The organism is Paraplanobispora takensis, assembly GCF_016863195.1.
Lineage (GTDB): Bacteria > Actinomycetota > Actinomycetes > Streptosporangiales > Streptosporangiaceae > Planobispora > Planobispora takensis.
Genome location: NZ_BOOK01000057.1, coordinates 14,330 through 40,763, shown reverse-complemented (window position 1 = coordinate 40,763; position 26,434 = coordinate 14,330). Strand labels below are relative to the sequence as shown.

23 protein-coding genes are annotated in these 26,434 nt (G+C 73.4%); 12 read left to right on the top strand and 11 right to left on the bottom strand.

Going from position 1 to position 26,434, the window contains the following annotated elements; translation table 11 throughout:
• Positions 1 to 92 precede the first annotated feature (92 nt).
• Together Pta02_RS34065 and Pta02_RS34060 are read left to right on the top strand one after the other, a co-directional pair.
• On the top strand, positions 93 to 1,436 hold the full coding sequence (locus Pta02_RS34065) for an MFS transporter (RefSeq protein ID WP_203879119.1): 1,344 nt from the start codon (positions 93 to 95) through the stop codon (positions 1,434 to 1,436).
• Between the two features lie 51 nt (positions 1,437 to 1,487).
• Entirely contained in the window at positions 1,488 to 1,916 is a 429-nt protein-coding gene (locus Pta02_RS34060; RefSeq protein WP_203879118.1) for a ribosomal protein L7/L12, read from the top strand.
• 101 nt (positions 1,917 to 2,017) lie between these two features.
• Here the strand turns inward: Pta02_RS34060 and Pta02_RS34055 are convergent, their stop codons facing one another.
• Entirely contained in the window at positions 2,018 to 2,722 is a 705-nt protein-coding gene (locus Pta02_RS34055) for a CTP synthase C-terminal region-related (seleno)protein (protein ID WP_203879117.1), read from the bottom strand.
• 78 nt (positions 2,723 to 2,800) lie between these two features.
• Between Pta02_RS34055 and Pta02_RS34050 the strand changes: the two genes are divergently transcribed.
• Positions 2,801 to 3,832, top strand: a complete 1,032-nt coding sequence (locus Pta02_RS34050; RefSeq protein ID WP_203879116.1) for a LysR family transcriptional regulator — start codon at positions 2,801 to 2,803, stop codon at positions 3,830 to 3,832.
• A 113-nt stretch (positions 3,833 to 3,945) separates the two neighbouring features.
• Here the strand turns inward: Pta02_RS34050 and Pta02_RS34045 are convergent, their stop codons facing one another.
• The 3 genes from Pta02_RS34045 to Pta02_RS34035 all read right to left on the bottom strand — a co-directional run bounded on the left by Pta02_RS34045 (position 3,946) and on the right by Pta02_RS34035 (position 9,900).
• Complete coding sequence (locus Pta02_RS34045) at positions 3,946 to 5,301, bottom strand: serine hydrolase domain-containing protein (RefSeq protein ID WP_203879115.1); 1,356 nt, start codon at positions 5,299 to 5,301, stop codon at positions 3,946 to 3,948.
• A 94-nt stretch (positions 5,302 to 5,395) separates the two neighbouring features.
• Positions 5,396 to 8,062 (bottom strand): HelD family protein, encoded by a 2,667-nt coding sequence (locus tag Pta02_RS34040; RefSeq protein WP_203879114.1) that lies wholly within the window; start codon positions 8,060 to 8,062, stop codon positions 5,396 to 5,398.
• A gap of 278 nt (positions 8,063 to 8,340) precedes the next feature.
• Complete coding sequence (locus tag Pta02_RS34035; RefSeq protein WP_203879113.1) at positions 8,341 to 9,900, bottom strand: hypothetical protein; 1,560 nt, start codon at positions 9,898 to 9,900, stop codon at positions 8,341 to 8,343.
• A gap of 248 nt (positions 9,901 to 10,148) precedes the next feature.
• Here Pta02_RS34035 and Pta02_RS34030 point away from each other — a divergent pair, with 248 nt between their 5' ends.
• Positions 10,149 to 10,637, top strand: a complete 489-nt coding sequence (locus Pta02_RS34030) for a hypothetical protein (protein WP_203879112.1) — start codon at positions 10,149 to 10,151, stop codon at positions 10,635 to 10,637.
• A 40-nt stretch (positions 10,638 to 10,677) separates the two neighbouring features.
• Here the strand turns inward: Pta02_RS34030 and Pta02_RS34025 are convergent, their stop codons facing one another.
• On the bottom strand, positions 10,678 to 11,955 hold the full coding sequence (locus Pta02_RS34025; RefSeq protein ID WP_203879111.1) for a winged helix DNA-binding domain-containing protein: 1,278 nt from the start codon (positions 11,953 to 11,955) through the stop codon (positions 10,678 to 10,680).
• 100 nt (positions 11,956 to 12,055) lie between these two features.
• Between Pta02_RS34025 and recD2 the strand changes: the two genes are divergently transcribed.
• Both recD2 and Pta02_RS34015 read left to right on the top strand, forming a co-directional pair.
• Entirely contained in the window at positions 12,056 to 14,287 is a 2,232-nt protein-coding gene (recD2, locus tag Pta02_RS34020; protein WP_203879110.1) for an SF1B family DNA helicase RecD2, read from the top strand.
• Between the two features lie 89 nt (positions 14,288 to 14,376).
• A complete protein-coding gene (locus Pta02_RS34015) occupies positions 14,377 to 15,036 on the top strand; it encodes a DUF2278 family protein (protein WP_203879109.1) in 660 nt (219 codons plus the stop codon).
• 13 nt (positions 15,037 to 15,049) lie between these two features.
• Here the strand turns inward: Pta02_RS34015 and Pta02_RS34010 are convergent, their stop codons facing one another.
• Positions 15,050 to 15,790: an ArsR/SmtB family transcription factor gene (locus tag Pta02_RS34010; RefSeq protein WP_203879108.1), complete on the bottom strand. Its 741-nt coding sequence runs from the start codon at positions 15,788 to 15,790 to the stop codon at positions 15,050 to 15,052.
• A gap of 232 nt (positions 15,791 to 16,022) precedes the next feature.
• Here Pta02_RS34010 and Pta02_RS34005 point away from each other — a divergent pair, with 232 nt between their 5' ends.
• The 5 genes from Pta02_RS34005 (at position 16,023) to Pta02_RS33985 (ending at position 20,876) form a co-directional block, all read left to right on the top strand.
• Positions 16,023 to 17,276 carry an MFS transporter gene (locus tag Pta02_RS34005; RefSeq protein ID WP_203879107.1) on the top strand — a complete coding sequence of 418 codons (1,254 nt, stop codon included), beginning with the start codon at positions 16,023 to 16,025 and terminating at the stop codon, positions 17,274 to 17,276.
• Positions 17,277 to 17,443: 167 nt separating this feature from the next.
• Positions 17,444 to 18,637 carry a L,D-transpeptidase gene (locus Pta02_RS34000; RefSeq protein ID WP_239131449.1) on the top strand — a complete coding sequence of 398 codons (1,194 nt, stop codon included), beginning with the start codon at positions 17,444 to 17,446 and terminating at the stop codon, positions 18,635 to 18,637.
• A 72-nt stretch (positions 18,638 to 18,709) separates the two neighbouring features.
• A complete protein-coding gene (locus Pta02_RS33995; protein WP_239131443.1) occupies positions 18,710 to 19,462 on the top strand; it encodes an MBL fold metallo-hydrolase in 753 nt (250 codons plus the stop codon).
• Positions 19,463 to 19,827: 365 nt separating this feature from the next.
• Positions 19,828 to 20,199: a hypothetical protein gene (locus Pta02_RS33990; protein ID WP_203879105.1), complete on the top strand. Its 372-nt coding sequence runs from the start codon at positions 19,828 to 19,830 to the stop codon at positions 20,197 to 20,199.
• 329 nt (positions 20,200 to 20,528) lie between these two features.
• The gene (locus Pta02_RS33985) at positions 20,529 to 20,876 is read left to right on the top strand and encodes a helix-turn-helix transcriptional regulator (RefSeq protein ID WP_203879104.1); all 348 of its coding nucleotides are present in this window, start codon (positions 20,529 to 20,531) and stop codon (positions 20,874 to 20,876) included.
• 51 nt (positions 20,877 to 20,927) lie between these two features.
• Here Pta02_RS33985 and Pta02_RS33980 read toward each other — a convergent pair whose 3' ends face one another.
• Together Pta02_RS33980 and Pta02_RS33975 are read right to left on the bottom strand one after the other, a co-directional pair.
• Positions 20,928 to 21,494: a hypothetical protein gene (locus Pta02_RS33980; protein WP_203879103.1), complete on the bottom strand. Its 567-nt coding sequence runs from the start codon at positions 21,492 to 21,494 to the stop codon at positions 20,928 to 20,930.
• Between the two features lie 159 nt (positions 21,495 to 21,653).
• A complete protein-coding gene (locus tag Pta02_RS33975; RefSeq protein WP_203879102.1) occupies positions 21,654 to 22,028 on the bottom strand; it encodes a nitroreductase family deazaflavin-dependent oxidoreductase in 375 nt (124 codons plus the stop codon).
• 183 nt (positions 22,029 to 22,211) lie between these two features.
• Here Pta02_RS33975 and Pta02_RS33970 point away from each other — a divergent pair, with 183 nt between their 5' ends.
• Entirely contained in the window at positions 22,212 to 22,826 is a 615-nt protein-coding gene (locus Pta02_RS33970; RefSeq protein ID WP_203879101.1) for a TetR/AcrR family transcriptional regulator, read from the top strand.
• A gap of 41 nt (positions 22,827 to 22,867) precedes the next feature.
• On the opposite strand, the gene Pta02_RS33965 is transcribed toward Pta02_RS33970, so the two are convergent.
• From Pta02_RS33965 to Pta02_RS33955, 3 genes are all read right to left on the bottom strand, one after another.
• Positions 22,868 to 24,112, bottom strand: a complete 1,245-nt coding sequence (locus Pta02_RS33965; protein ID WP_203879100.1) for an NAD(P)/FAD-dependent oxidoreductase — start codon at positions 24,110 to 24,112, stop codon at positions 22,868 to 22,870.
• A gap of 152 nt (positions 24,113 to 24,264) precedes the next feature.
• Positions 24,265 to 25,839, bottom strand: coding sequence for a PucR family transcriptional regulator (locus Pta02_RS33960; protein WP_203879099.1), 1,575 nt, complete (start codon positions 25,837 to 25,839; stop codon positions 24,265 to 24,267).
• Positions 25,840 to 25,898: 59 nt separating this feature from the next.
• Entirely contained in the window at positions 25,899 to 26,240 is a 342-nt protein-coding gene (locus Pta02_RS33955; RefSeq protein ID WP_203879098.1) for a TraR/DksA family transcriptional regulator, read from the bottom strand.
• Positions 26,241 to 26,434: the final 194 nt, after the last annotated feature.

The window sequence follows — 26,434 nt, the reverse complement described above, 5'->3', positions numbered from 1 at the left end:
CACCGTACGGCGGGCCGGTGGGTCCGGCGCGATGGATTCGACGCTGCCCGAATCAATGGAGAGAGCGTAAGGGCGCCGTCATGGTCGTGCCCATGACGGCGACACCCGGGACACCCACACCCCCCACATCCACGACACCTCCGGCAGCCGCGGCGCCGACGTCCACGGCACCGGCGCCGCCGCAGCGGTCGGTCTTCGCCGACCGCGACTTCCGGAAACTGTTCGCCGCGGCGACCGCGAGCCGGCTGGGCACCTCGATCGGCGACCTGGCCGTCCCGCTGGCCGCCGTCACCGCGCTGGCGGCCACTCCCGGCGAGCTGGGCGTGCTGGCCATGTTCAGCACCGTGGCCTACCTGCTGATCGGCCTGCCGGCGGGGGCGTGGGTCGACCGGATGCGGCGGCGGCCGGTCATGGTCGTGACGGACCTGGCGCGGGCCATGCTGCTGGGCTCGGTGCCGCTGGCCTGGTGGCTGGACGTGCTCACCTTCGCCCACCTGTGCGCGGTGGTGCTGGTCTGCGGGGTCGCCACGTTGTTCTTCGAGCTGGCCGACCAGAGCTACCTGCCGCACCTGGTCGGCCCGGACCGCCTGACGGCCGCCAACACCGCGCTGGTGACCATGGACGCGGCCGACAACCTCGCGGGCCGTGCGATCGGCGGCTATCTCATCCAGCTGCTGTCGGCCCCGGTGGCGATCGTGCTGGACGCGCTGAGCTATCTGTGGTCGGCCCTGTTCCTGCGCGGGATCAGCCGCGTCGAGCCCCGCCCCGAGCGCACCGGGGAGACGAGCCTGCGGCGCGACATCGGGGAGGGCGTGCGAATGGTCGCCCGTCACCCGATCCTGCGGGCCATCGCCGCCGAGGGGGCGCTGACCAACCTGGCGATCCAGATCATCCAGACGATGCTCCCCCTGCTGTTCGTCCGGGAGCTGGGCCTGTCGCCGGTGTGGCTGGGGGTGTTCCTGACCATGGGCGGGGTCGGCTTCATGCTCGGCTCGGCCAGTGCCAACCGGCTGGGGCGGCGGATCGGGGACGGCCGCGCGGTCTGGCTGACCAGCGTGGCGATCGTGCCGTTCACGCCGTTGATCCCGCTGCTGGACACCGGAGCGGGGATGTGGCTGGCCGGGGTCGGCTGGATGGCGGTCACCTGGAAGGTCGGCGTCTCCAACGTGATCAAGGTGAGCTTCCGGCAGCGGATCACCCCGGGGCACCTGCTGGGCCGGGTCACCGCGACGATGCGCTTCCTGCTCACCGGGGCGCTGGCCGCCGGGGCCGCGGCGGCCGGGCTGATCGGCGAGCTGGCCGGCGTGCGGGCCGCGCTGTGGGCGGGTGCGGCGGTGCTCGCCGTCAGCTTCCTGCCGATCATGCTCTCGCCGCTGCGGACGATGCGCGACCTTCCCGAGGGAGGGGAGGCGGGGCCCGGGACGGCGCTGGACTGAAAATCCGCATGGAGTCGCTTTCCGGGCGGATCCGGATAATAGGATCAGGCCATGGTCGGCCTCGGGTGGACGGAACTCCTCATCATCGCAGTGATCATCGCGATCGTGGTCCTGGCGGTGATCGGAATGGTCCGGTCGGCGCGGCGGGCGGCGGGCCCGCCGCAGCCCCGCCTGAGCCCGGCCGACCTGAACGCGCGGGCGCAGGCGCTGATCGCGCGGAACAAGAAGATCCACGCGATCAAGCTCGTCCGCGAGCAGACCGGTCTCGGTCTCGCCGAGGCCAAGCGGTACGTCGAGGACCTGGCCGCGGGCGGAGTGCCTCTGCCCCTCAAGGGCGCGGCCCCGCTCCGCGGCGACCTGGCCGACCGGGTCCGCGGCCTCAAGGAGGCGGGGCGGACCGAGCAGGCGGTCCTGCTGGTCCGCGGGGAGACCGGGATGACCGAGGACGAGGCCCGGCGCTTCGTCGGCGCGATCGGCTGAGCCCCGCCCGCCGGACGGGGCCCGGCGGTCCGCCGGCCCTGCGGCCGACCGGCTCGGAGTGCCGCACCCGTGTAGCAACAGGACGCCGGCACTCACATGGCTCAGGACACCGGCACCCGTGCGGCGTGGGCGACGGCGGCCGCGGCGAAGGCGGCGATGATCGGGTGGGGGCGGGTGCCGTCCCCGGCGAGTTCGGGCTGGAAGAGCGTGGCCAGGAAGAACGGGTGGTCCGGCAGTTCCAGGATCCGTACGGCTCCCGCCCCGTCCCGGCCGGTGAAGCGCAGCCCGCCCGCCTCCAGGCGCGGCAGGTAGGCGGCGTTGAGCCCGAAGTTGCAGGAGTAGCGCTCCATGGTCCGCTCCGCCCCGACGATCCGCTCGGCCAGCGAGCCGGGCGTCAGCCGTACCTCGTCCTCGTGACCGGCCAGTGAGCACTCCAGCGGCACCAGCAGGAAGTCCTCGGCGTCCGGGTCGTTCTCGGCGTGCGCCACGGCCAGGTCCAGGACGTTGCGGGCGTACTCCAGCATGGTGTGCTGGAAACCGCCGCAGGTGCCCAGGAACGGGATGCCGTGCTCGCGGGCGGTGCGGGCGGCGTTCACCGCCCCGGCCTCACTGCGGTAGGGGCTGCCGGGCAGCATCCAGATCGCGTCGAACCCGGCGAGGTCGCCGGCGTCGGTGGTGGGGATCCAGTAGGCGTCCAGCGTCAGCCCGTCGCGCTCGTGCAGCGCCGCCAGCAGGGCGGGGATGCGGGTGTGGGCCTGGACGCTGGGGGATCGGTCGCCGATCAGGGCGACTGTCGCGGTGGTCATGTCCCTCATCCTGGTGGCGGGGCCCAGGTAAGCGCCAACGATGATTAGTGGTGGATCGATAAGCGATACTGATGCATCGTGGACCCGCATCTGCTGCGCACGTTCGTCACCGTCGCCCGCCTGAGCTCCTTCTCCGCGGCGGCCGGAGAACTCGGCTACACCCAGTCGGCGGTGTCGCAGCAGGTCGCGGCCTTGGAGGCGGACCTGGGGACGCCGCTGCTGCACCGCCGCCCGGTGGCGCCCACCCCTGCCGGGCAGCGCCTGCTGGAGCACGCCGAACCGCTGCTGCTGCGCCATCGCGCGGCCCGCGCCGACGTGCTGCGCGCCGCGGCCGGACCGCCGCGCCGGCTGGTCGTGGCGGCCTCCCCGCTGGCCTGCCCGCCCGCGCTCGCCCGCCGCCTGCGCGGGCCGCGCCTGGAGGTGACGCTGCGCACTGTGGGCCGCCGGGACGTCGCCCGGCAGGTCGCCTCCGGCGCGGCCGAGGTGGGGCTGCTCGACGGGATCGCCGCGCCCAGCGACCCGCTCCGCCTGCCCGACGTCGGCCCCTTGACCGCCGTCGGCGTGGCCGAGGAGCCCCTGGTGGTCGTCCTGCCCTCCGGTCACCCGCTGGCGCGCAGGCGGGGCCTGGACCTGGCCGACCTGGCCGGAGCGCTGTGGCTGCGGGCCCCGGCCGCGGTCGCGGTGGAGCGGCTGCGCGAGGTGGCGGGCCTGCCCGCCGGGCAGGAGGGCTTCCGGGGCGTGTTCCGCTACGACGGCCACGATCTGCGTACGGTGACGTCCCTGGTCGCCGCCGGGCACGGTCTGGCCCTGCTGCCGGTCTCCGCCCTGACGGGCCACGCGGAGCAGCCGGAGCAACCGGAACGGCCGGGGACGCCGGGGACGCCGGGGACGCCGGGGACGCCGGGGACGCCGGGGACGCCGGGACAGGGTGGCACCGGGGGAGCGCCGCACGCCGGCACGCCGGGCCCCGTCACCGGACCCGGCGTCGTCGGCGTCCCGCTGGCCGCGCCGCGCGTGGTGCACCGGGTGGAGGTGCTGCACGGTCCCCCGAGCGGCGCACCGGCCGCCCTGGTGAGCGAGCTGACCGGTTTCCCGGATCCGGCCGGGTGACTCGGCTCCCCGGGCCCGGCCGCAGGAGCTCCCCGGATCCGGCCGGATGACTCGGGCGACCGGCTTCCGGGCCGGGTGGCTCGGCTGTCCGGGGCCCGGCCGCATGGCCCGCCTCAGGCCCGCCAGCCGTCCGGGTCCACGCCGCCGGGCACCTCCGCCTGCGGGTCGTAGGGGGTGCGGGTGAAGACGAACGTGTTGAGGTCCAGGTGGCCGGGAGAGCCGTCGGGGTTGCGGACCAGGCGCATCGTCTCCCCGGCGTAGTAGCCGTCCAGGCCCAGCCAGGTGCCGTCGGGCCGGGCCGAGAAGCGGGAGGCGCGCCCGGTGCCGCCGATCGGGGTCAGCGACAGGTCCCGGCCGCCCAGCAGCCGCAGCGCGTAGGCGGCCGGCCCCCAGTACCACGGCCCGGTCAGCGCCAGCAGCTCCGGATCGACGGCCGAGGGCGCCCACTCGGCCGGCAGGCGCGGCTCGTGCTCGTCCAGGATGGCCAGCAGGTCGGTCAGCAGCGTCCGGCGCACCCCGGAGGTGGAGTTGGCCATGAACAGCACGCCCACCCGGTCGGCGGGGTCGGCCCAGACCGTGGCCAGGAAGCCCGGCATGGAGCCGGTGTGCCCGGCCAGGCGGCGGCCGCCGGCCCTGGCCAGCTGCAGGCCCAGGCCGTACCCGCCGGTCCAGGCGTCACCGTCGTCGACGGTCGCGGGCTCGTGCATCTCCGCCAGGGTGGCCTCGGCCAGCACGCCGCCGGTGTCACCGGCCACGAACGCCGCCCACCGGGCCAGGTCGTCCGGGGTGGACCAGATCTGCCCGGCCGGGGCCAGGGCGACCGCGTCGTGTTCGGGCTCGGGCAGCAGCACGTCGGCCCACGGGTGCACGGCGTAGCCGGTGGCGTGCGGGGCGCGCGGGCGCGTGGTGGTGTCGCGCATGCCCAGCGGGGCCAGGATCTCCTGCTGTACGGCGTGCGCCCAGTCCGTCCCGCGCTGGCGGGCCACCAGCTCGCCCAGCAGACCGAAGCCCAGGTTGGAGTAGTGGAAGCGGCGCCCCGGCCGGTGCCGGGAGGTCTCCGGGCCCAGCAGCGCCAGCAGTTCCTCGAACGGCATGCCGGGCGTGCGCTCCCACCACCGGCCGGGCGGTTCGGCGGTCAGCCCCCCGGTGTGCGACAGCAGCTGGGCGATCGTCACCTCGTCCACGGGCGTGCCGGGGATGTGCTTGCCGATCGGGTCGAGCAGGTCCAGCCGCCCCTCGTCGCGCAGCCGCATGATCACGACGGCGACCATGCTCTTGGTGATCGAGCCGATCCGGTACTGGGTGGCGCGGGTGGGCGCGGCCTCCCCGGCCAGGCCGCGCGCCCCGAACCAGGCGACCCGCCCGTCGCGCACCACGGCCACGGCCAGCGACGGCAGGCGCGACTCGGCCTGCTCGGCGGCGACCCTGTGCGACAGGGCGCGGGCCGTACTCTCCAGAACCGGCGACATTGACGATCTCCTCCTCGAGAACGACACGATCCGCCCAGGTTAATGGTCGTCGGCCCGCGTCCCCGCCGGTCCCGGGACCGGCGGGTGAGGATCTCTAACAGTGCTGCAGACGGGAGAGCATCTCCGGCAGCGGGCCCCGGTGCGCCACGGTCAGCCGCCGGGTGGCGCGGGTGAGCGCGACGTAGAGGTCGCGCCCGCCCGCGGGACCCCGGGCGAGGATCTCGGCGGGCTCGACCACCACGACCGCGTCGAACTCCAGGCCCTTGGCGGTGGCGGGCGTCAGCACGGCGACCGGGCGGTCGAGCACGTCCTGGGCGTCGTACGGGAACAGCGCGGCCACCTCGGCGTGGCGGGCGTCGGGGACGATCACCGCCAGCCGCCCCGCGTCGGCTCCGGCCGCGACACCGTAGTCCCCCAAGTCGCCGGAGCCGCCGGAGCCGCCGGTCGTGACGCCGGATCCGGCGGGCCCGGTCTCCGGCTCGGCCAGGCCGGCCCTGACCGCCGTCAGCTCGGCCTCCACCAGCGCGGGCAGGCCCGCGATCCCGCCTGCGGCCTCCAGCCGCACCGCGCGCGGCGCCTCCCCGTCCTCGCGGACCGGCTCGGGTGCCCGGGCGCCGGGGTCGACCGCGGCCAGCACGTCGGCGGCGACCGCCATGATCCGGGCCGTGGTGCGGTAGTTGACCGTCAGCCGCTCCTCGCGCCAGCGGCCCTCCAGGTAGGGATCGAGCATCTCGCCCCACGAGCGGGCCCCGGCCGCCGAACCCGTCTGCGACAGGTCGCCGACGACCGTCAGCGAACGGGCCGGGACCCGCCGCATCACCGTCCGCCACGCCATCGCCGACAGCTCCTGCGCCTCGTCGACGATGACGTGCCCGTAGGCCCAGGTGCGGTCGGCCGCGGCCCGCTGGGCGGTGGTCCTGTCCGGGCCGGAGTCCTCATGGCGCTCGGCGAGCATGCCGGCCTCCAGCAGCCTGGTCTCCACCAGCCCGCTGTCGACCAGGCCGGTGAACTCCAGCACGCCCTGGGCGTAGGCCTCCTCCTGCCTGCGCCGCTCCGCCTCGGCCTCGCGCGCGGCCCGCTGCTCGGTCTCGTCGACGCCGAGCAGTTCGGCGGCCTCGTCCAGCAGCGGTACGTCGCCGGGCGTCCACGGCGCGCCGTACGGCCGCAGCAGGGCCTCGCGCTCGGCGGGCGACAGGTGCGGGGCGGCCGAGGCGATCGCGTCCGGATCGGCCAGGAACTCACCGATCAGCCGCTCCGGGGTGAGGTACGGCCACAGCCCCTCCACCGCCTCGCGCACCGCCGGGTAGGTCCACAGCACCTGGCGGGCGTAGCGCAGGTCCGCGGCGTCGGCGATGAGCGCCCCGGCTCCGGTGTCCGGATCGGTGTCGACCCGGCGCCCGTCCAGCCACGCGTCCTCCTCGACGGTGAACGGATCCAGCCCGGCGAGTTCCTCGGCGGTCAGCGCATCCGCCTCGGCCCCCTCCCCGGCGTCGGCCAGGGCGTCCAGCCAGGCGGCCCCCCTGGCCTCGGCCTCGGCGATGAGCGCGTCCAGTTCGGCGGCCTCCTCGGCGCCGAGCGTGCCCTGCGCCTCCAGCCGGGCGGCCTGGTCGAGGGCGAGTGCGGTGAGCACGTCCAGCACGAACAGCCGCCGCGCCGTGTTGTGCGGCAGGCCCGAGTTCCCGGCCCGGTCGCGGGCGGCGGCGCAGGCGGCGTGCGGGGCGCTGATCGTCATCTCCTCCACCACGACCTCCACCCCGTCGCGCAGCGAGGTCCGCACCGGGATCGTCACCTCGAGGTCGCCCTCGGGCAGGCGCCGGCGGTCGCGCATCGCGGCGGCCACGACCTCGGCCATGCGCGCCTCACCTTTGACGACCGCGGCGGCGGGGGAGTCGGCGGCGGTGGCGCGCACCCCCGGATGCAGCTCGCCGAGCGTGGCCACCACCACGTCGGTCTCGCCCAGCGAGGGCAGCACCTGGCCGATGTAGCGGGAGAACAGCGTGTTGGGCCCGACGATGAGCACGCCGCGCCGCTCCAGCACGTCGCGGTGGGTGTAGAGCAGATAGGCGGCCCGGTGCAGCGCCGCGACGGTCTTGCCGGTGCCGGGGCCGCCGTGCACGACCAGCGCCCCCGCCAGGCCGGAGCGGATCACCCGGTCCTGCTCCGTCTGGATGGTGGCCACCACCTGCTCCATCCGGCCGGTACGGCCCCGCCGCAACGTCGCCAGCAGCGCGGCCTCGCCGACGAGGGTGCGCCGGGCGCCCTCGCCCAGGCGGTCGAGGTCGAACACCTCGTCGTCGATGCCGACCACGGTCCGGTCGCGGGTGTGCAGGTGGCGGCGGCGCACCAGCGGCCCGGGGTCGCCCGGGGTGGCGGTGTAGAAGGGGCGGGCGGCCGGGGCGCGCCAGTCGGTGAGCATGATCTCGCCGTCGGCGTCCCGCAGCCCGATCCGGCCGATGTAGCGGGTCTCGCCGTCGGTCTCGTCGATCCTGCCGAAGCACAGGCCGCGCTCGACGCCGGTCAGCCGGGCCAGGCGGCTGGAGTGCTCCCCGGCGGAGACCTCGCGCTCGACCCTGGCCTGACGGGTGCCGCCGGCGTGGCCCGAGGCGAAAGCGGAGGTGAGCGCGGCGTGCGCCTGCTCGCGGGCGGCGTCCAGACGCTCGTAGAGCAAGGTCAGACGGTCCTGTTCGGTGCGCAGGGCCTCGGTGAGCGCGGTCGCCGCGCCGCCGGGACGGGGAGCGGTTCCGGATTGACGGAGTGCCATCGTTTTGGTAGACTCCCTCATGGTGGGTTTCCTGTGTGCTTGATTAGATCCCGGGCATACGAGTGTAGCGCCCGCCCACTGCCTTGTCATCGGCTGCCGTCGTCTGCGCCATACCGCAGACAGCGCCGTTCCCGTCTCCGGCGACGACCGGATCCCCCGTTTCCTCCGCCGCTCCTCCTGCGGCGTGCTCGCCCCCGCAGGGCTCTTCCAACCGCTTTCCCGCTCGTACGGCGTGCGCCGCCGGGAGGTGGCCCTCCCGGCGGCGCGGCCGTGGCCGGTCAGGTGACCGGGACCAGGTCGGGGCCGACGATGTGGCCCTGGTGCGGGTGGGGGGCGTTCTGGTCGTGGCGGAAGTGGCCGGCGTACCAGACGACGACGTTGGTGCCGCTGACGCTCTCGCCGTTGACGAACCGGTCGAGCATCGCGCGGTTGTTCTCGTCGGGGTTGCCGTCGTACAGCTCGGTCCCGCGCCGGCGCAGGAACCACAGGTCGGCGATGCCGTAGGGGTCGGCGGTGTTGTCGTGCTCGCCGGGGACGATCCGGTAGCCGCGCCCGCTGGACTTGTCGGTGATCTGCCAGAACCGCGCCGGGCTGCGGCGTCTGCGGGCCACCTCCCGCACGATCTGGGTCGCCGTCGTGGTCCCGGGGCCGGTCTCGTCGAGCTGCTCGATCACGTCGTTGTCGGAGCCCTCGATGTCGAAGTCGAAGCGCCAGTAGACGTGGTGGCGGTGACGCATGCAGGTGCGCGGGTTGCGCACCCCGGCGAAGCCGAAGCGCGGCCGGACCGCGCCGTCGTCGGCCAGGCGCCACTCCGAGACGTAGCGGTACCAGCCGGCCGCGATCTCGCTGACGATCCGCAGCTGCCCGCCGTCGTCGTGGAAGGCCACGCCCTGGAAGTTGCCGGCGTCGTTGTCGGGCCGCTCCAGGATGGTCCTGGGCGCCCGGTCGCAGATCCGCCAGCCCCAGCCGACCGGGTCGGCGCCGGTGGCCGAGAAGCGGGTCTCCTCGTTCTGCCAGTCGCGGAAGGTGACGCCGTCCTCCTCGTACTGGACGTTGAGGATCGGCACGTGGGCCTGGCGGAAGACCAGCCTGCCCCGGTAGCGGACCTCGCGCAGCTCCACCCCCGAGCCGTCGCCGGGGTTCTGCGGGGCCGAGGCGCGGGGCCGTACCACGATCAGGTTCCACAGCTCGGTGCCGCCCTCGATCACGCGCAGCCGTACCGCGTCGGGACCGCCCCGGTCGCGCAGGCTCTCCACCGGCGTGGGCAGGTGCGACTCGCAGTCGTCGGGGTGGTCGGGGTGCATGGCCGCGCCGACTCCGGCCGGGGACCAGTCGACGGTCCGGGCGACGGGGTCGACGGCGACGATGCGGTGTTTGACGTCCTGCGAGGGGGTGTAGAGGCCCAGCGTGGGGCGGCGCACGGTGGTGCCGTCGGTGTTCTCCAGATCGGCCAGCGGCGGCATCGGCTGGTAGATCACGACGTCGTCCCCGGCGGGGAAGCGCTCGTCGGCCCGGAGGATCTCCGCGGCCGCGCGCAGTTCCCGCGCGTCCGGGTTGGGCCGGTAGGCGCTGGGCACGACCTCGGCCTTCTCCGGCCGGTCGAGGGTGCCGCGCAGTTCCACCCCCCGGTTGGAGACCGGGTCGAAGACGCTCGCCCGGAACGGGGCCCGCCCGTCCGGATCGTGCGTCAGGGCCAGGGCCTCGCCCAGGACGAGCCGGTCGGCGTCGGCGGTCTCCAGCTGGGCCAGCACGGCCGGATGCGCCGCGGCCACCTGCCTGACCTGCTCGGCCGAGAGCCCCGGCCGGTCGACCGGTTCGATGATCACCTGTCTTGTCATCTGATCTCCCCGTTCGTGTGTCGACGGCACGCGCGGCCCCGCAGGCGCCGGTGCGTCCCCCCGTTCCTATCCCGATGGTTGGACGCTGAGAAGATCCGCAATGTTGGGGATCGCGCCCGTTTTCCATTCCGCCCGCTTTCCCCTGCGGACCGGCCCCGGGCCGCGCACGGAGAGGATCAGTGAGCCGCAAGCCGGTTCCAAGCGGCCGCCCCTATGACTGGGGACGAACCAGTCGAGAGGGGAAGACGATGCGCACGGTTGTCCGGGGACTGCTGCTGGCCGGAGTGCTCGCGACGGGACTGCCCGCCGCCCTGTCCACCACCGCGCCCGCCGCCGCCGAGGCGGGGACGGGAGCGGCCGCGCGGACGGCGGGAGACTACGACCTGGGGACGATCCGGTCCTCCCGCAAGCACTCCGGCCACGCCAAGGCCAAGCTGTGGATCACCAGCTTCAGCGAGAAGCACTTCCAGGCCTACGGCAGCCTCTACGACCTCGACCGCCACCCGGGGCACTGCGCCTCCATCCGGGCCGAGTTCCACTATCTGAAGGGCGGCTCCGGCCGGTCGCCCGAACGCCGCTTCTGCGCCTCCTACGGCCGCAGCCGCACGGGCTACCTGTTGGAGTCCAGGGGCGAGATCAGGCGCGTGGATCTGAGGATCTGCGTCGCCGACGGCCGCCGGGGGCCGGTCTCCCACTGCCGGACCGAGACGATCCGCGACGAGGACCTGGCCTGGTAGCCCGGCCGCACACCTGCGGTCCTGCGGGGCTTCGGCCGCCTCACGCGACGGGCAGGAACTCCAGGTCCCGGGCGCCGGCGAAGGCCAGCAGGCGATCGGCCTCCGCGGTCAGCCCGGCCCTGGCCCGCGCGGTGAGCGGTTCGAACGGCTGGACGCTCAGGCGCCCGCCGGCGAGCTTCCAGGTGCCCCGGACGGTGCCGTCGACCAGGATGGTCGGCGCGACCATCGCGCCGACGCACACGCGCCGGCGGTACTCGTCGGTCATGATCCGGGTGCGGTCGGCGTAGGCGACCATGAGGTTGTCGAACTCCGGCAGGAAGCGCGCCGGGGCCGGCGTCCCCGGGTCGGGTGGCGGCGGGGCGCCGGGCAGGTCGAACAGCTCGCGGCCGTCTTCCCCGCGCAGGATCCGCAAATCCATGCCGGCGACGACCTCGCGCAGGCGGGTCAGGCCCGACCAGGCCTGCATGTCCATGACCCCGGCCGGGCCGAAGGCCGCCAGGTACCGGCGGATCATCCGTTCCACCGGCGCCTCGGCCCCGGTGCCGGCGGGTCCGGCGCATTCCCGGCCGGTCCGCCCGCCGGCCGCGGTCTCCTCCGGCGAGCTCTCCTCGGGCGCCCGCTCCGGCGGCCCGTCGCGCCACTCCCCGGCCAGCCACTCCCCGGCCAGCCACTCCCCGGCCAGCCACTCCTCGGCCAGCCACTCCTCGGCCAGGGCGAAGGGGGTGGCGCCGCCCCTGTTCCAGGTGCCCTGCGGCGGGACGTGCACCAGCGGCAGCAGGCTCTGGGCCGACCAGCCCAGAGCCTCGGGCGGGACGCCGGGCCAGCGCTCGGCGAGCATCCGGCCCAGCTGCGGGCGGGTGAGCGTGCGTCCGGCCAGCAGGTCCCGGGCCGCGGCGGCGAGCTCGGACAGGTCCACCCCGGCGGTGACCCTGCCGAAGGCGGCCTGGCGCCCGCGGGTCAGGACGGGCTGCACCAGGGGGCGCAGCCACCGGTAGTCGGCGGCGGAGACCAGGTGCAGGGTGCCGCGCAGGACCGAGGAGCGCACGGCCTGCCTGCCGTACAGCAGGGCGGTCAGATCGTCGTGGGCGAAGTCCGACAGGCGGGCCGCCAGCCCGAGATAGGGGGCGTTGCCCGCCTGGGCCTGCAGGCCGGTCAGATGCTCGACGGCCGCCAGGGCGGACATGCCGCTGCGCCGCAACAGCAGCTGCCGCTCCAGCGTGATGCGGTTGAGCGCCCTCGTGGTCAGAGTGCGCGGAGTGCTCTTGGCCGGAAGGGGGCGCGGAGTGCTCTTGGCCGGAAGGGGGCGCGGAGTGCTCATGACTGCGACGGTGTCACCCAATGCGGAAAGAATCGTTCCGCGTAGGCGAACCCATCCGGATTTTTCGAGGATGTCGGGCGCGTGCGGCACAATACCCGCCATGACCACTCCGGAGGCGCAGCGTCCCCCCGGCACCGTGCTCGAGGCGGTGCTCGAACGCATCACCTACGCCAACGAGGAGACCGGTTACACCATCGCCAGAGTGGCCACCGAGCGGTCGGGCACCGAGCTGCTGACCGTGGTGGGGCCGCTGCTGGGGGCGCAGGTCGGCGAGTCGCTGCGGCTGACCGGCCGGTGGGGGTCGCACCCGCGTTACGGCAGGCAGTTCGAGGTGTGGTCCTACACCACCGTGCTGCCGGCGACCGTGCAGGGCATCCAGCGCTATCTCGGCTCAGGGCTGATCAAGGGCATCGGGCCGAAGATGGCCGAGCGCATCGTCGACCACTTCGGCACCGACACCCTGGAGATCATCGAGACCGCTCCGGAGCGGCTGGTCGAGGTTCCCGGGCTGGGCCCGAAGCGGACCAAGATGATCGGGGTCGCCTGGGAGGAACAGAAGATCATCAAAGAGGTGATGATCTTCCTGCAGGGCGTCGGGGTGTCCACCTCGATCGCGGTGCGCATCTTCAAGCAGTACGGCGACGCCTCCATCACGATCGTCAAGAACGAGCCCTACCGGCTGGCCGACGACGTGTGGGGCATCGGCTTCAAGACCGCCGACACCATCGCCCAGGCCGTCGGCATCCCGCACGACAGCCCCGAGCGGGTCAAAGCGGGCCTGCGCTACACGCTGTCGCAGGGCGCCGACGACGGCCACTGCTATCTGCCGGCGCCCAACCTGATCGCCGACGCGGTCAAGATCCTTCAGGTCCCCGCCGAGCTGGTGGCCTCCTGCCTGGAGGAGCTGGTCGCCGAGGAGGGCGTGGTCCGCGAGGAGCTGCCGGCCGGGGACAACACGATCCCCGCGATCTACCTGGTGCCCTTCCACCGCGCCGAGCTGTCGCTGGCCGGGTCGCTGCGCGCCCTGCTGACCTCCTCCCACGACCGCCTCGGCGTCTTCCACGACGTCGACTGGGACGTGGCGCTGGAGTGGCTGCGCGGCAGGACCGGCGCCGACCTGGCCGCCGAGCAGTCGCAGGCCGTACGGCTGGCGCTGACCGAGAAGGTCGCGGTGCTGACCGGCGGGCCCGGCTGCGGCAAGAGCTTCACCGTGCGCTCCGTCGTCACGCTGGCCCGCGCCAAGAAGGCCAAGGTCATCCTGGCGGCGCCCACCGGCCGGGCGGCCAAGCGGCTGGCCGAGCTGACCGGCCACGAGGCCACCACCGTGCACCGGCTGCTGCAGCTGCGCCCCGGGGGAGAGGCCACCTTCGACCGCGACAACCCGCTGGACGCCGACCTGGTCGTGGTCGACGAGGCCTCGATGCTGGACCTGCTGCTGGCCAACAAGCTGGTCAAGGCCGTGGCCCCGGGCACCCACCTGTTGTTCGTGGGCGACGTCGACCAGCTGCCGTCGGTGGGCGCGGGCGAGGTCCTGCGCGACCTGCTGGCCGCCGAGGACGAGATCCCCCGGGTCCGGCTGACGCACATCTTCCGCCAGGCCCAGGAGTCGGGCGTGGTCACCAACGCGCACCGGGTCAACACCGGTCTGCCCCCGGTGCTGGAGGGCATGAAGGACTTCTTCCTGTTCCCCTGCGAGGAGCCCGAGGAGATCGCGGCGCTGACCGTCGACGTGGTCGCCAACCGCATCCCCCGCAAGTTCGGCCTCAACTCCCGCCGCGACGTGCAGGTGCTGGCGCCGATGCACCGCGGCGCGGCCGGGGCGGGCAACCTCAACACCGTCCTGCAGGAGGCGCTGACCCCCTCCCGCGAGGGCATGCCCGAGCGCCGCTACGGCGGGCGGGTGTTCCGGGTCGGCGACAAGGTGACCCAGCTGCGCAACAACTACGACAAGGGCGCCGCCGGGGTGTTCAACGGCACCGTCGGCATGGTCGTCGACGTCAAGCCGGACGACCACAAGCTGATCGTGCGCACCGACGAGGACGAGGACGTCGAATACTCCTTCGACGAGCTCGACGAGCTGGCCCACGCCTACGCGGTGTCGATCCACCGCTCCCAGGGCAGCGAGTACCCCGCGGTGGTGATCCCACTGGCCACCAGCGCGTGGATGATGCTCCAGCGCAACCTGCTCTACACCGCCATCACCCGGGCCAAGAAGCTCGTCGTCATCATCGGCTCGCGCCGCGCGCTGGCCCAGGCGGTGCGCACCCGCGGCGCCGGGCGTCGCCACACCAGCCTCACCCACCGCCTGCGTCAGGGCGCGGGCAGGTCCTGACCCGCGGTCGCAACCGTCCGCCGCCCGGATCCCGGCGGGCCCGGCGGGGGACGTTGTCCGTCCCCGGGTGAGCTGGTTGACTCCCGTCCATGCCTCTTGACCGGTACGGCGTGCTCGTGGGGACCCTGAACCGCCACCACCGCGACCAGCCCGACACCCAGGGACGCTGGTTCCACGTCAACCTGGAGGTGGACGCGCCCGCCGGGTCGTACCGCTGCGCGATCGACGTCGACAGCAAGCAGTCCCAGACGGGCGTCCAGTGGAAGAGGCTCACCCTCGACGCCTCCGCGCCGGCCCCGGCGGCCGCTCTGGCGCCCGGCTACCACGACCTGACCCGCCTGCCCGGCTCCGGTGCCCTCGACTACCAGCGCCACCCGGCCCTGGCCGGCGCCCCGGGGTGCGTGTTCGTCCGGCGGCCGCCCGCCTGGCTGGGGTGGCTGCTCGCCCTGGCCGGGACCGGCCGGTCCTGGACCGCGGGCTCGAACCTGCAGGCCGCCCAGGCCCTGGAGTCCATGCTCGTGGCCGGGCGGCGGATCCTCGTCTTCGGCGAGCCGTTCACCGGCGGCCTCGGGATGCACAACGTCCACCAGAACCAGGGCGACCCGGCCGGCAGCCAGTGGTGGCAGGAGAACGGCATCTGGCAGGACGGCGGCACGCTGTGCGAGCGGCCCGACGGCCGCTTCGACGTCTTCATCTCCAAGTTCTCCAGCCAGGCCTACCGCACCGACGCCGGCGGCCATCCCGTGTGACCGTCCGCGCTCATCAGGGCCGACTCCCCGCCGCGGCCTCACTCCCGGCGCTCTCGACGCTCTTGAGGCCGAGCAGGTCCTCCAGGGCCCGGGCGCCGGGGGCGGTGACGCGCAGCGCGCGGCCGGTGCCGATCCGGGTGACCCAGCCGCGCTCCAGCAGAGTCGCGCACAGCACGGCCCCGGCGACGCCGGCCAGGTGGTGGCGGCGTTCGGTCCAGTCCAGGCAGGCCTTGGCCATCGGCCGCCTGCCGCGGGGCGCCAGCCGTACGCCGAGGTCGGCCGCGAACCAGGCCAGCCCGTCGTCGCTGAGCGCGAAGCCGGTGTCCTGGCGCAGCAGGCCGCGGGCGGTCAGCGCGTCGGTGACGGCCACGCCCAGGCGCCCGGCCAGGTGGTCGTAGCAGGTGCGGGCGGCGGCCATGGCCCTGGCCGAGGAGGCGGCCCGCAGCGTCGGCGGGGGAGGGGCGGGCGCGGCCAGGTCGGCGTGGGCGGCCAGGTCCTCGATGAGCTGGGCCACCCGCGGCCCGGCCAGGCGCACGTAGCGGTGCCGTCCCTGGCGCTCCTCGGCGAGGATGCCGCCCCGCACCAGCAGTGACAGGTGCTCGCTGGCGGTGGAGGCCGCGACCCCGGCGTGGCGGGCCAGTTCCCCGGCGGTCCAGGCGCGCCCGTCCAGCAGCGCCAGGCAGAACCGCGCCCGGGTGCCGTCGGCCAGCAGGGCGGCGAGGTCGGCGAGGGGAACGCGTGCGGTGACCGTCATGCCCCCATCATCGGGGGCGGACGTTTCGGCGGGCGCCGCACGATCCCGGGGCGGCACGGTTCCGGGCGGCGTACGGTCCGCTGCGGGCGGCGCCCGGGATCTCCCCTGCCGCCCGGATGGCGGGGGAGGGGCCGCCCGCAGGTGAGGGTGATCCCCTGCCGTACTCTCGGGCCGGACCCGCGCGTGGTGTGAGCCGCCCGGGCCTGCCGCACCACCACCGTGAAGAGAGTCCATGACCTTCGACCACACCCGCCGGGCCTGCTATCTCGGGTACGTCACCCAGGCGATCGTGAACAACCTCGCCCCGCTGCTGTTCATCGTCTTCCAGACGCGTTACGACGTGCCCTACGAGATGCTCGGCCGCCTGATCCTGCTGAACTTCGCCACCCAGCTGGTCACCGACCTGGTGGCGGTCAAGGTGGTGGACCGCACGGGCTACCGCCTGCCCATGGTCCTGGCCCACCTGTTCAGCGTCGCCGGGCTCGTGCTGCTGGCGGTGGCGCCGTCCCTGACGCCCTCGCCGTACACCGGCCTGGCGGTGGCGGTCGTGGTCTACGGGATCGGCGGGGGCCTGCTGGAGGTCCTGGTCAGCCCGGTCGTGGACGCCCTGCCCAGCCCGCAGGAGCACCGGGCCGCCACGATGAGCCTGCTGCACTCCTTCTACTGCTGGGGCCAGGTCGCCGTGGTGCTGGGCACGACGCTGATGCTGGCGGCCGTGGGCGAGTCCGCCTGGCAGGTGCTGCCGCTGATGTGGGCGCTGGTGCCGCTGGCCAACCTCGTGGTCTTCGCGCGGGTGCCGCTGCCCCCGACGGTCCCCGATGAGCACCGCACCCCGCTGCGCGCGCTGCTGCGCTCTCCGGCCTTCGCCGGGGCACTGCTGCTGATGCTGTGCGCCGGCGCCTCGGAGCTGACCATGTCCCAGTGGTCGTCGCTGTTCGCCGAGCAGGGGCTGGGGGTCTCCAAGGTGTGGGGCGACCTGGCCGGTCCGTGCCTGTTCGCCGTGCTGATGGGGATCGGCCGGATCGTCTACGGCCTGTGGGGACAGCGCGTCCCCCTGCTGCCCGCGATGATCGCCTGCGCCGGGCTGGCGACCGCCTGCTATCTGCTGGCCGCGCTGGCCGACGACCCGGTGCTCGCCCTGGCCGGTTGCGCGCTGTGCGGGCTGGCGGTCAGCCTGATGTGGCCGGGGACCTTCAGCCTCACCTCCGCCCGCTTCCCCATGGGCGGCGCCGCGATGTTCGGGGTGCTGGCCGTGTTCGGCGACGCCGGGGCGGCGGCCGGGCCGTGGCTGGCCGGCGCCGTCGCCGACGCGACCGTCACCGCCGCACCGGGCGGCGGTTCGGGACTGCGCACCGGTCTTCTCGTTGGAACGGTCTTCCCGATCGCGATCTTGGGAATCGGTGCGGCCTACACTCTGGCGGCCCGCCGTTCCCGCTCTGACCGGCCCGATCACCCGATTCGGACAGTCCGAAAGGACGTCCTCTAGCAGGTTTACTCAGAGTCGGCAGGACGTTGACCATGGAAAGTAGCCAAAATGTAACCTTTCCAGGCTGAACCCGTCGCGTCCTATGCGCATCTCCTATTAGTGTTTTTGGACGAGTTTGCACTATGGGGGAGAGCTTTGTGCTGAACGTTGAAAGCCGACGCCTGAGGATGCCGGTGGCCGGACTGGCTGTGGCGGTCACCGCCCTGCTGACCGCCTCATGCTCCGACGAGCCGGCAGGCACACCCTCCGCCGCCAACGGGGAGCCCGGCAAGCAGGCGCAGTCGGCCCCGGCCGCCCCGGTCATAAAGATCAGCCCCACGGAGGGCAGCTCCACCGTCCGCCCGGACAAGAAGGTCGTCGTGACCGCCGACGGCGGCCCGCTGGAGCAGGTCACGGTCGAGAGCGGCGGCGAGGAGGTCGAGGGCGACTTCGACGCCGGCCGTACCAAGTGGGTCTCCAAGGCGCCGCTCAAGCCCGCCAGCGACTACACCGTCTCGGCGACCGCCGCGGGCGGCACCACCGCCAGCAGCAGCTTCACCACGCTCAAGCCGGAGATCGAGCTGGCCGTGGCCGACGTGACCCCGGCGGTCAAGGGGGAGAAGGTCGGCGTGGGGGCCCCGATCATCGTCACCTTCAACAACCCGATCCCCTCCAAGGCAGGCAAGGCCAACGTCGAGGAGGCGCTGGAGGTCACCTCCGAGAAGCCCGCCGTGGGGGCCTGGCGGTGGATCGACGACAAGACCGTGATCTACCGCACGCGGAAGTACTGGAAGGCCCACCAGAAGGTCACCTTCACCGCCCACCTCGAGGGGGTGCAGGGCGCCAAGAACATGTACGGGGTCGAGGACTTCACCAAGACCATCAACATCGGCGCGTCCCAGATCTCCTACATCGACACCCGCAAGCACACCATGATCGTCAAGCGGGACGGCAAGGTCGCCAAGAAGATGCTCATCAGCGCGGGCATGGCCACCACCCGGGCCTACACCACCACCAGCGGCGTGCACCTGACCATGGGCAAGTCCAACCCCGAGCGGATGATCTCCCCCGGCTTCGAGAAGGGCCACCCGGAGTACTACGACGTGATGATCAACCACGCCGTGCGCTTCTCCAACAGCGGCGAGTACGTCCACGCCAAGAACAACGTCTGGGCCCAGGGCCGGCGCAACGTCAGCCACGGCTGCATCAACGCCCGCCCCGACCAGGCCAAGTGGTTCTACGACATCGCCCAGCGCGGTGACGTGGTCATCATCAAGGGCACCGACCGCGAGGTGGAGTGGAACAACGGCTGGAGCTACTGGCAGCTGTCGTTCAAGGAGTGGAAGAAGGGAAGCGCCCTGGCCGCCGGCGCCTCCGGGTGATCCTGCGCACGCCGGGGTGATCTGGATCACACCGGCTGGCCGGGCGGCCCCCCGCCGGTCAGTATGTGCGGGGTGAAGGTACACCACCTCAACTGCGGGACGATGCTCCCGCCGGCCTCACCCCGCATGGTCGCCCACTGCCTGCTCATCGAGACCGGCGGTGACCTGGTGCTGGTCGACACCGGCTTCGCCGTGGGCGAGGACCGGCTGGCGCGCGGCTTCACCCGGATGGTCCGCCCCACCCTGGACCCGGCCGAGGCCGCCCTGAACCGGATCCGGGAGCTCGGCCTGGACCCCGGGGACGTGCGCCACATCGTGCTGACACACCTCGACCCCGACCACGCCGGCGGCCTGCGCGACTTCCCCCGCGCCCGGGTGCACCTGCACGCCGCCGAGCTGGCCGCCGCCGTCCACCCGGTCACCGCCGGCGAACGCCGCCGCTATCTGCCCGCCCAGTGGGCACACCACCCCGACTGGATGACCTACGACGACGCCGGCGAGGAGCTGTTCGGCCTGCGTGCCCGGCCGCTGGAGGGGGTCGACGGCCTGGCCCTGGTCCCGCTGGCCGGTCACACCCGCGGCCACTCCGGGGTGGCGGTGGACACCGGCGCGGGCTGGCTGCTGCACGCCGGGGACGCCTACTACTTCCACGGTGAGATCGGCACGCCGCCGCGCTGCCCCCTGATGCTGCGCGCCGCCCAGCGCGCCGTCGCCGTCGACCACGCCCAGCGCCTGGCCAACCTGGCACGGCTGCGGGAGCTGCCCTCCCGGGTGGAGGTCTTCAGCGCCCACGACGCCCTGGAACTGGCCCGCCACCAGTCGTAGGAGCCGGCGACGGAGCGCCCGAGTGCCGTACGGCGCGCGGTCTCATATGCGTCCTCGGCTCGGGAACATAGGAAATGAGTTCGGGGACATAAGTGAAGAATGAAGATTCCGGAAATTCGGTTCAGGAATTTTCTATCGACGGAATCGGCCGTCCGTCCCGTCTGAGGAAAAAAGCACTCGCCGCCCGGGACCTGCATCGACGGTTCATCCGGGATGCGGATCTTTCTACTTGGTATTTGAATTCTGTCCCTTGTCGTATATCCCGGCCGGCGGGCTCGCGTGGCATCCGCCGGGGACCTCTACGCTGACCGATAACGCTTTTCTGGTCAAGCCGGCCCATGTGCACCCAGTAATCGGAGGAATCAATGGCCAGCATGGAGGTCTCCCTCAAGGAGATGATGGCGATCGACGGCGCCCTCGGTGCGGCGGTCGTGGACTACGACAGCGGGATGGCGCTGGGCGCGCTCGGCGGCTCCAAGGGCCTGGATCTCCAGGTGGCGGCGGCCGGCAACACCGAGGTCGTCAAGGCCAAGCTCCGCACCATGGACTCCCTGGGCCTCAAGGACGCCATCGAGGACATCCTCATCACCCTCACCAGCCAGTACCACGTGATCCGGCCGATCACCGGCCGTAGCGGCAAGGGGCTCTTCCTGTATCTCGCACTCGACCGCAACCGGTCCAATCTGGCGCTGGCGCGGCATACTCTGCGCGCCATCGAGGAGAAACTCGAGGTCTGAGCCGCCGGTGCGGCCCGCGCCCGGCCGGGTGCGGGCCGCACCGCAATACGGCGTGCCGCCGTCCGCCATTCCCGAAAGTCTCTTCCCCGTCGAGCGCACCACCCGGTATATCCGGACTCCACGGCGCCGGCGTGTACCCCGCCGGCGCCGTGGAGTCGGCACGTGGACTCCCATTCGGATACGGGACCGATTGGCCGACACCATCTCACCGGCGCCATTATTGAAGAATTCTATTACCGGAAAAGTACTTCCGGTGGGAATGCTGTGGTAGAGATGGTCCGTCATCGACGCCCCCCCGGCCGGATCAGCTGGCCCCGAAGAGAGGTCACATGGCCCCACCCGGCTCCGGTGAGCCCGCCTCCACTTGGACGTTTCTGACCCACCACGCCCGGGTGCTGGTGGAGATCGCCCGCGATCCGCAGGTGCGCCTGCGCGACATCGCCACCCGCATCGGCATCACCGAGCGCGCCGTGCAGGGCATCGTGTCCGACCTGCACCAGGAGGGCTATCTGACCCGCGGTAAAATCGGCCGCCGCAACCACTACACCCTCAACCCCGAGCGCGGGTTCCGCTATCCGACCGAGGCCGACCTGCCGGTGCGGCTGCTCATCGACCTGTTCACCCAGCGCGACCTGTCCGACGACGCCCCCGCGGTCCGCCACGTGCCCGGGCGATGACGACCGCCCCGGCCTGCTCTCGCGGATCCACCCCGACCGCGGGGAGCGTGATCAGGCCGGGGTCAGCGTGATGGTGTCTCCGGGCCGACAGTCCAGCCTCAGCGCCACGGGCCGCTCCAGCGCCCCGAGAATCTGCTGCGGGCTTTCCGCGTAGCGGAGCCGCGCGGGCGCGGGCCCGCTTCCCGCGATGCGGAATTTGAAGATCGCGGGGTCCGGGGCGCCTGGGGCGACGGCCGTGTGCACCACCTGGATCTTCACCGCCTTGTCCGGTTCGTGTGGAGCCTCCACGCCCAGCGTGGACAGCGCCGACCTGAGCAGGCGGCCCGAGTGGTGCCGGTGGACGCGGTCCCCGTACACCAGGGCGCCGCACCGGGCCTCGGCCAGCAGGGGGTGCGCGCTCATCTCCACCGGGTCCATGGGGTCCCACGGGTCCCCGAAGGCGTAGTCGGCGTATCGCGCCCGCCTCACCCGTATCTCGCAGGCGTCGTGCAGGGTGACCGTGAGGATGGGGACTCCCGAGTGCCGGGTCCATCCGGCGGACGCGGCCTCCAGCCCGGCCTCCAGGAGACATATGCAGTCCTCCCGGACGGGTGCGGGAAGGGCATCGAACCTGGGCATACCCCGCGCTCCCTTCTGGCTTGCGTCGGTACGCACATGGTGAGCGCTCCGGGCGGGAGGGGCAACGGGGGTCCGGGAGGCGCTGCATATTCGATGAGGGCCTGCGGCGGCCGTCCCGGCGTGCGGCCCGGGCCGTGCCGCCCCCCGTGCCGCCCCCCGTCAGGCTGTGACCAGGTCCATGCGGAGGAACTCGGTGATGCGCAGCAGCCTCGGCGGGCGCGTCACCTCCTCGGAGAGGGCCCGGAACGCCTCGGCCTCCCCCAGGAGGCGCGGGGCGGCGAGTTCCACCTCCCGCCCGTCGACCCGCAGCCGCGCACCGCCGGCCGCCAGGACGTTCCGCACCCAGTCCGAGCCCGATCCGTACACCAGGATGAACAGGTAGCCGCCGTCGACGGGATGCGCGTCGAGCGGCGTGCGGTACGTCGCGCCGGAGACGCGACCGACGTGGATCAGCACCGGCGACTTGCCGAGCGCCATGGTGAGCGGGTTGAACACCCGCTTGTTCACGTGCCCCCACCACTTCGGCATCGGCATCGGGACCTCCTTCTCCCGCCCCGGCGGGGCGTGGTCACGGGTCGGATGTTCGTCGAGCTCGCAGCTGGCCCCATTCCGGGGGACTTACACCTGTAAGGCTGACTTACAGGTGTAAGGTTGTCAACGTGTTCGGATCCTGGAGTGCCGGTGCCCCCGCCACGGCGACCGCTCAGTAGAGATCGCGTGCTGGAGGCCGCGATCCGGGTCGCGGACCGCGGCGGCGCGGAGGCGATCACGATGCGGCGGGTGGCGCAGGAACTGGGCGTGGAGGCGATGTCTCTCTACCACCATGTGCCGAACAAGGACGCGATCCTCGACGGCGTGGTCGACGTGGTGTTCGCGGCGATCGAGCTCCCCGACGCCGGGTGCGGCGACTGGCGCGACGCGATCCGTGCGCGCGCCTCCTCCGCGCGCTCGGTCCTGTCACGGCACAGCTGGGCTCTCGGCCTCGTGGACTCCCGCCGCACCCCGGGGCCGGCGACGCTACGCCACCACGACGCCGTTCTCGGCGTCCTGCGCAGGGCGGGGTTCACGCTGCCGATGGCCGCGCACGCCATCTCGCTCATCGACAGCTACATCAGCGGGTTCGTGATCCAGGAGGTGAATCTGCCGGTGATGACGCCGGACGAGGTCAAGGAGGTGGCCGGCGGCATCCTGGAGAACCTGCCGGCGGACGAGCTGCCGTACCTCACCGAGATGATCGTCGATCACGCCCTGCGACCGGGCTACGACTACACGGCCGAGTTCGGCTACGGCCTGGACCTGATCCTGGACGCGCTCGAAGCTCGCCGGAAGTAGAGCCACGGCCCGGCGCACCCGGTCCGCGACCGCCTCCGAAGTCAGCGCAGGGGATCGAAGCCGGCCAGGGCGGCGGGCTGCTTGCCGGTGGTGATCTGCTCGGCCAGCAGCCGGCCGGTGACGGGGCCGTGGGCCAGGCCCCACATGCCGTGGCCGCCCGCCACGTAGACGGTGGGGGCCACCGTCGCGCCGATGAGCGGCCGCCCGTCCGGGGTGACGGGGCGGGGCCCCACCCAGGCGTCGGTGCGTTCCTCCCAGCGCACACCCCGCAGGAGGGGACGGGCGGAGGCGATGACGGCCTCCAGCCGCGCGGGCACCTGCGGGGCGTCCGGGTCGCGGAACTCCATCGTGCCCGCCACCCGCAGCCCGCCCCGGTAGGGCGTGCACGCGACCCGCACCTCGGGCAGGTAGACCGGGCAGGGGACGGGGCGGTCGACCGGCACGGTGAAGGAGTAGCCGCGGCCCGCCCGCACGGGAACGCGCACGCCCCACTGCCGGGCCAGGCGCGGCAGCCACGCGCCGGTGGCCAGCACCACCGCGTCGGCGGACAGGACGGTGCCCTTGGCCGAGCGGACGACCGCCTTCCTGTCGTCGGTGCGCACCTCGTCGACCTCGACGGCGTACACGGTCGCACCGCGTCGCATGACGGCCTTGCCCAGGGCGTGTACGAAGGCGCCCGGGTCGACGTAACGCTGGCCGTCGATGCGCACTCCCGCCGTCAGCGCCTCGCCGGCGAGCGGGACGTGCTCGGCGAGCCGGTCGCCCTCCAGCACGGTGTGCTCGACGTGCTGGCCGATCGCCGCCAGTCTGCGCAGCTCGCGCAGCAGGTTCTCGGCTCGGCGGGGCGTGCGGAACGCGGCGGTGATCGGCGCCGCGACGACCGGTGCGGACACGCCGTCGGCGGCGAGCACCTCGTAGGCCTCCACGCACTCGTCGTTGAGCGGCAGGTTGGCCCGCGCGGCGAGGGTCCAGCAGCGCCAGTGGCTGTTGGCGGCGAAGCGGGCCAGGAACCTCCACAGGCCCGGGTCGAGGCTCGCGGGCACGTGCAGCGGCGCGGCCGGGTTCAGCAGCGAGCGCAGGCCGTAGCGCAGGACGGCGGGTTCGTTGAGCGGGACGGCCAGGCCCGGCGCGATCCAGCCGGCGTTGCCCCAGGACGCGCCGGCCGCCACGCCGCCGCGGTCGATCACGTCGACCTGCACGCCGCGCTCCTGCAGGAACCACGCGGTCGACAGGCCCACGATGCCCGCGCCCACCACGATCACCGATCGCGGCCAGTTGCCGACCATGTCCAACCTCCGATGAGTGTGAATGCCGGTGTCACAGTCAGCGTGTCCCGGATGACGACCGGCGAGGTTGTGGGCGATCGACAATCGCGGGACCGCCGTTGTGGATCCGGCACAACGCCGTCGCCGGGAACCGCCGGCGGTCCTGCGCCGGGTCATCGGCGGGGTTCGTCCGCGCAGGCGGCCAGCATGATGGTCATGGCCAGGCGCTGGCGGGCGTCGGCCAGGTCCAGCGGGGTGAGCTCGCCCATCCTGCGCAGCCGGTTGCGTACGGTGTTGGGATGCACGCCGAGGCGCTCGGCGGCCAGGGTGAGATCGCCCTGGGCCTCCAGCCAGGCCCGCAGCGTGGCGGCGAAGCCGGTGCCGTGACGGGTGTCGTGCCGCAGCAGCGTGCTCACCGGCCCGCGGGCCGGAGCCCGGCCGGTCTCCGCGGCCGCGCGCAGCCGCCGCAGCAGGATGTCGTCCCAGGACTCGTCGTAGGCGGGCGGGACGGCTGCGGGGTCGGCGCCTTCGTGCAGCGCCAGGCATTCATCGGCCTCCTGGCGGCCGGCGGGCAGCTCCGCGACCCCGGCGGGCGCGCCGATCCCGGCCGCGACGCGCACCCGGGCGGGCAGCTCGGAGCGCAGGGCCGTGATCCACTGCCGGGCCGCGTCCGCCCGCTCGGCCGACAGGATGGTGTAGAGCGTGTCGCCGAGCAGCGCGCTGCGCCCGGGCCTGGACCAGCCGAAGCCGGTGGTGGCCTGCTCGAAGGCCAGCAGCAGCGCGGCGTGGCGATCATCGGGGGTGGACGCGCGGACGGCGATGACGCGCAGTGCCTGCGGCGCCAGGCCCAGCCGGCCGATCACCGGCTCGGCGTCGGCGCCGCCCTCCAGCAACCGGATGACCAGGTCGGACTCCACCTGCCGCTCCAGGTCGGCGCTGGCCCGGGAGCGCAGCAGGTGCAGAGCCACCGTGCGCGCGCCGTCGGCCAGGGCGCGGCGGTGGGCGCCGGTCAGCGCTCTGTCGCAGCTGACCCATACCGAACCGAGCAGTTCCTGGCCGGCCCGCACCGCCACCGCCATCCGCCCGGTCAGGCCCTGCGCGGGGTCGGCCGGGACGAACACCGGTTCGTCCGTCGCCGCCAGGTGGGCGAACACCCCCTGTCGCTGCAGCAGCTCACGCAGCCGATCGGGGACCCGCCGGGCGAGGATGGTCTCCAGCCGGGCGGGATCACCGGCCTGCTGGGAGCGGGAGTAGGCCAGCACCCGCGAGTGCCGGTCCTCGATGGTCACCGCTCCGCCGATGACGTCGGCCAGGTTGTCGGCCAGGGCGAACAGGTCGGTCGGGCCGCGTCCGGAGGCGGTCTCGCGGCTCTCGAGCACCAGCCCGTACACCACGCCGGCCAACTGGCTCCATGAGACGGCGGGGTCGGCCAGCAACACGGCCATCCCGTGCCGGTCGCCGATCGCGGCGGCCTCCCGCTCGAGGTCCGCGCCGCTGCGGCCTTCTCCTGCGGCGTCCGTCCCGGTGGGGCGCACCAGGACCGCGGTGGCCCCGGCCGCGGCCGCCCACCGTACCGCCTCGGCGAGAGAAGAGGCGCCGACGGCCAGGAGTACGTCGCCGGCGACGTGACGGTCGGCGGCCTCCGGCATCACCACGCTGCGCAGCCACGCCGAGCGTGCCTCGGCACGGCCGTACAGCCGCACCCCGTACCCGCCCAGCACGTTCACCAGGCGATCCAATGTGATCATGATTGGCTCCGGGTCGTCTGAGGGGAGGGCGGGGCGGCCCCGCCCTCCCCTCCGCGGTGTCAGGCGGCCTCGCGCCGCCGCTGGCAGTCGATGCAGGTACGCGCCAGCGGCCGGACCTTGAGCCGTTCGAACGGGATGGCCGTCCGACAGTGGGTGCAACGGCCGTAGGTGCCGGCCGCCAGCCTGTCGAAGGCCTGGGACAGTTCGGCGACGGCGCGCTCGGCGGTGGTGAGCGAGAGGACCAGCTCCTGCCAGGTGCCGTCGGCGCCGCTGCCGTCCTGCTCCTGTTCCCGCAGGTCGTGCAGCTGCCGCCGGCGCTGATCCAGTTGCTCCTGCAGGTCCTGGCGCAGCGACTGCAGCTGCACGCTGCTGAGGTGGGTGCTCGCGTGGGGATCGGTCATGGTCATGTGGTCCTTTCTGCGGAGGGCGGGTGACGGGGAGGGGGAGGGGCCGGCTGCGGGCACGGGCGCATCAGGCCGCGGACGGGCGTGAACCGGCCTGGCGACGGCCATGGCGATGACCGGCCCCGGCTGTCACCGAAGGGGAGGGCGGCGCAGGGCGGCAGCAGGCGACCCGGACAGGGCGGCCTGAACGG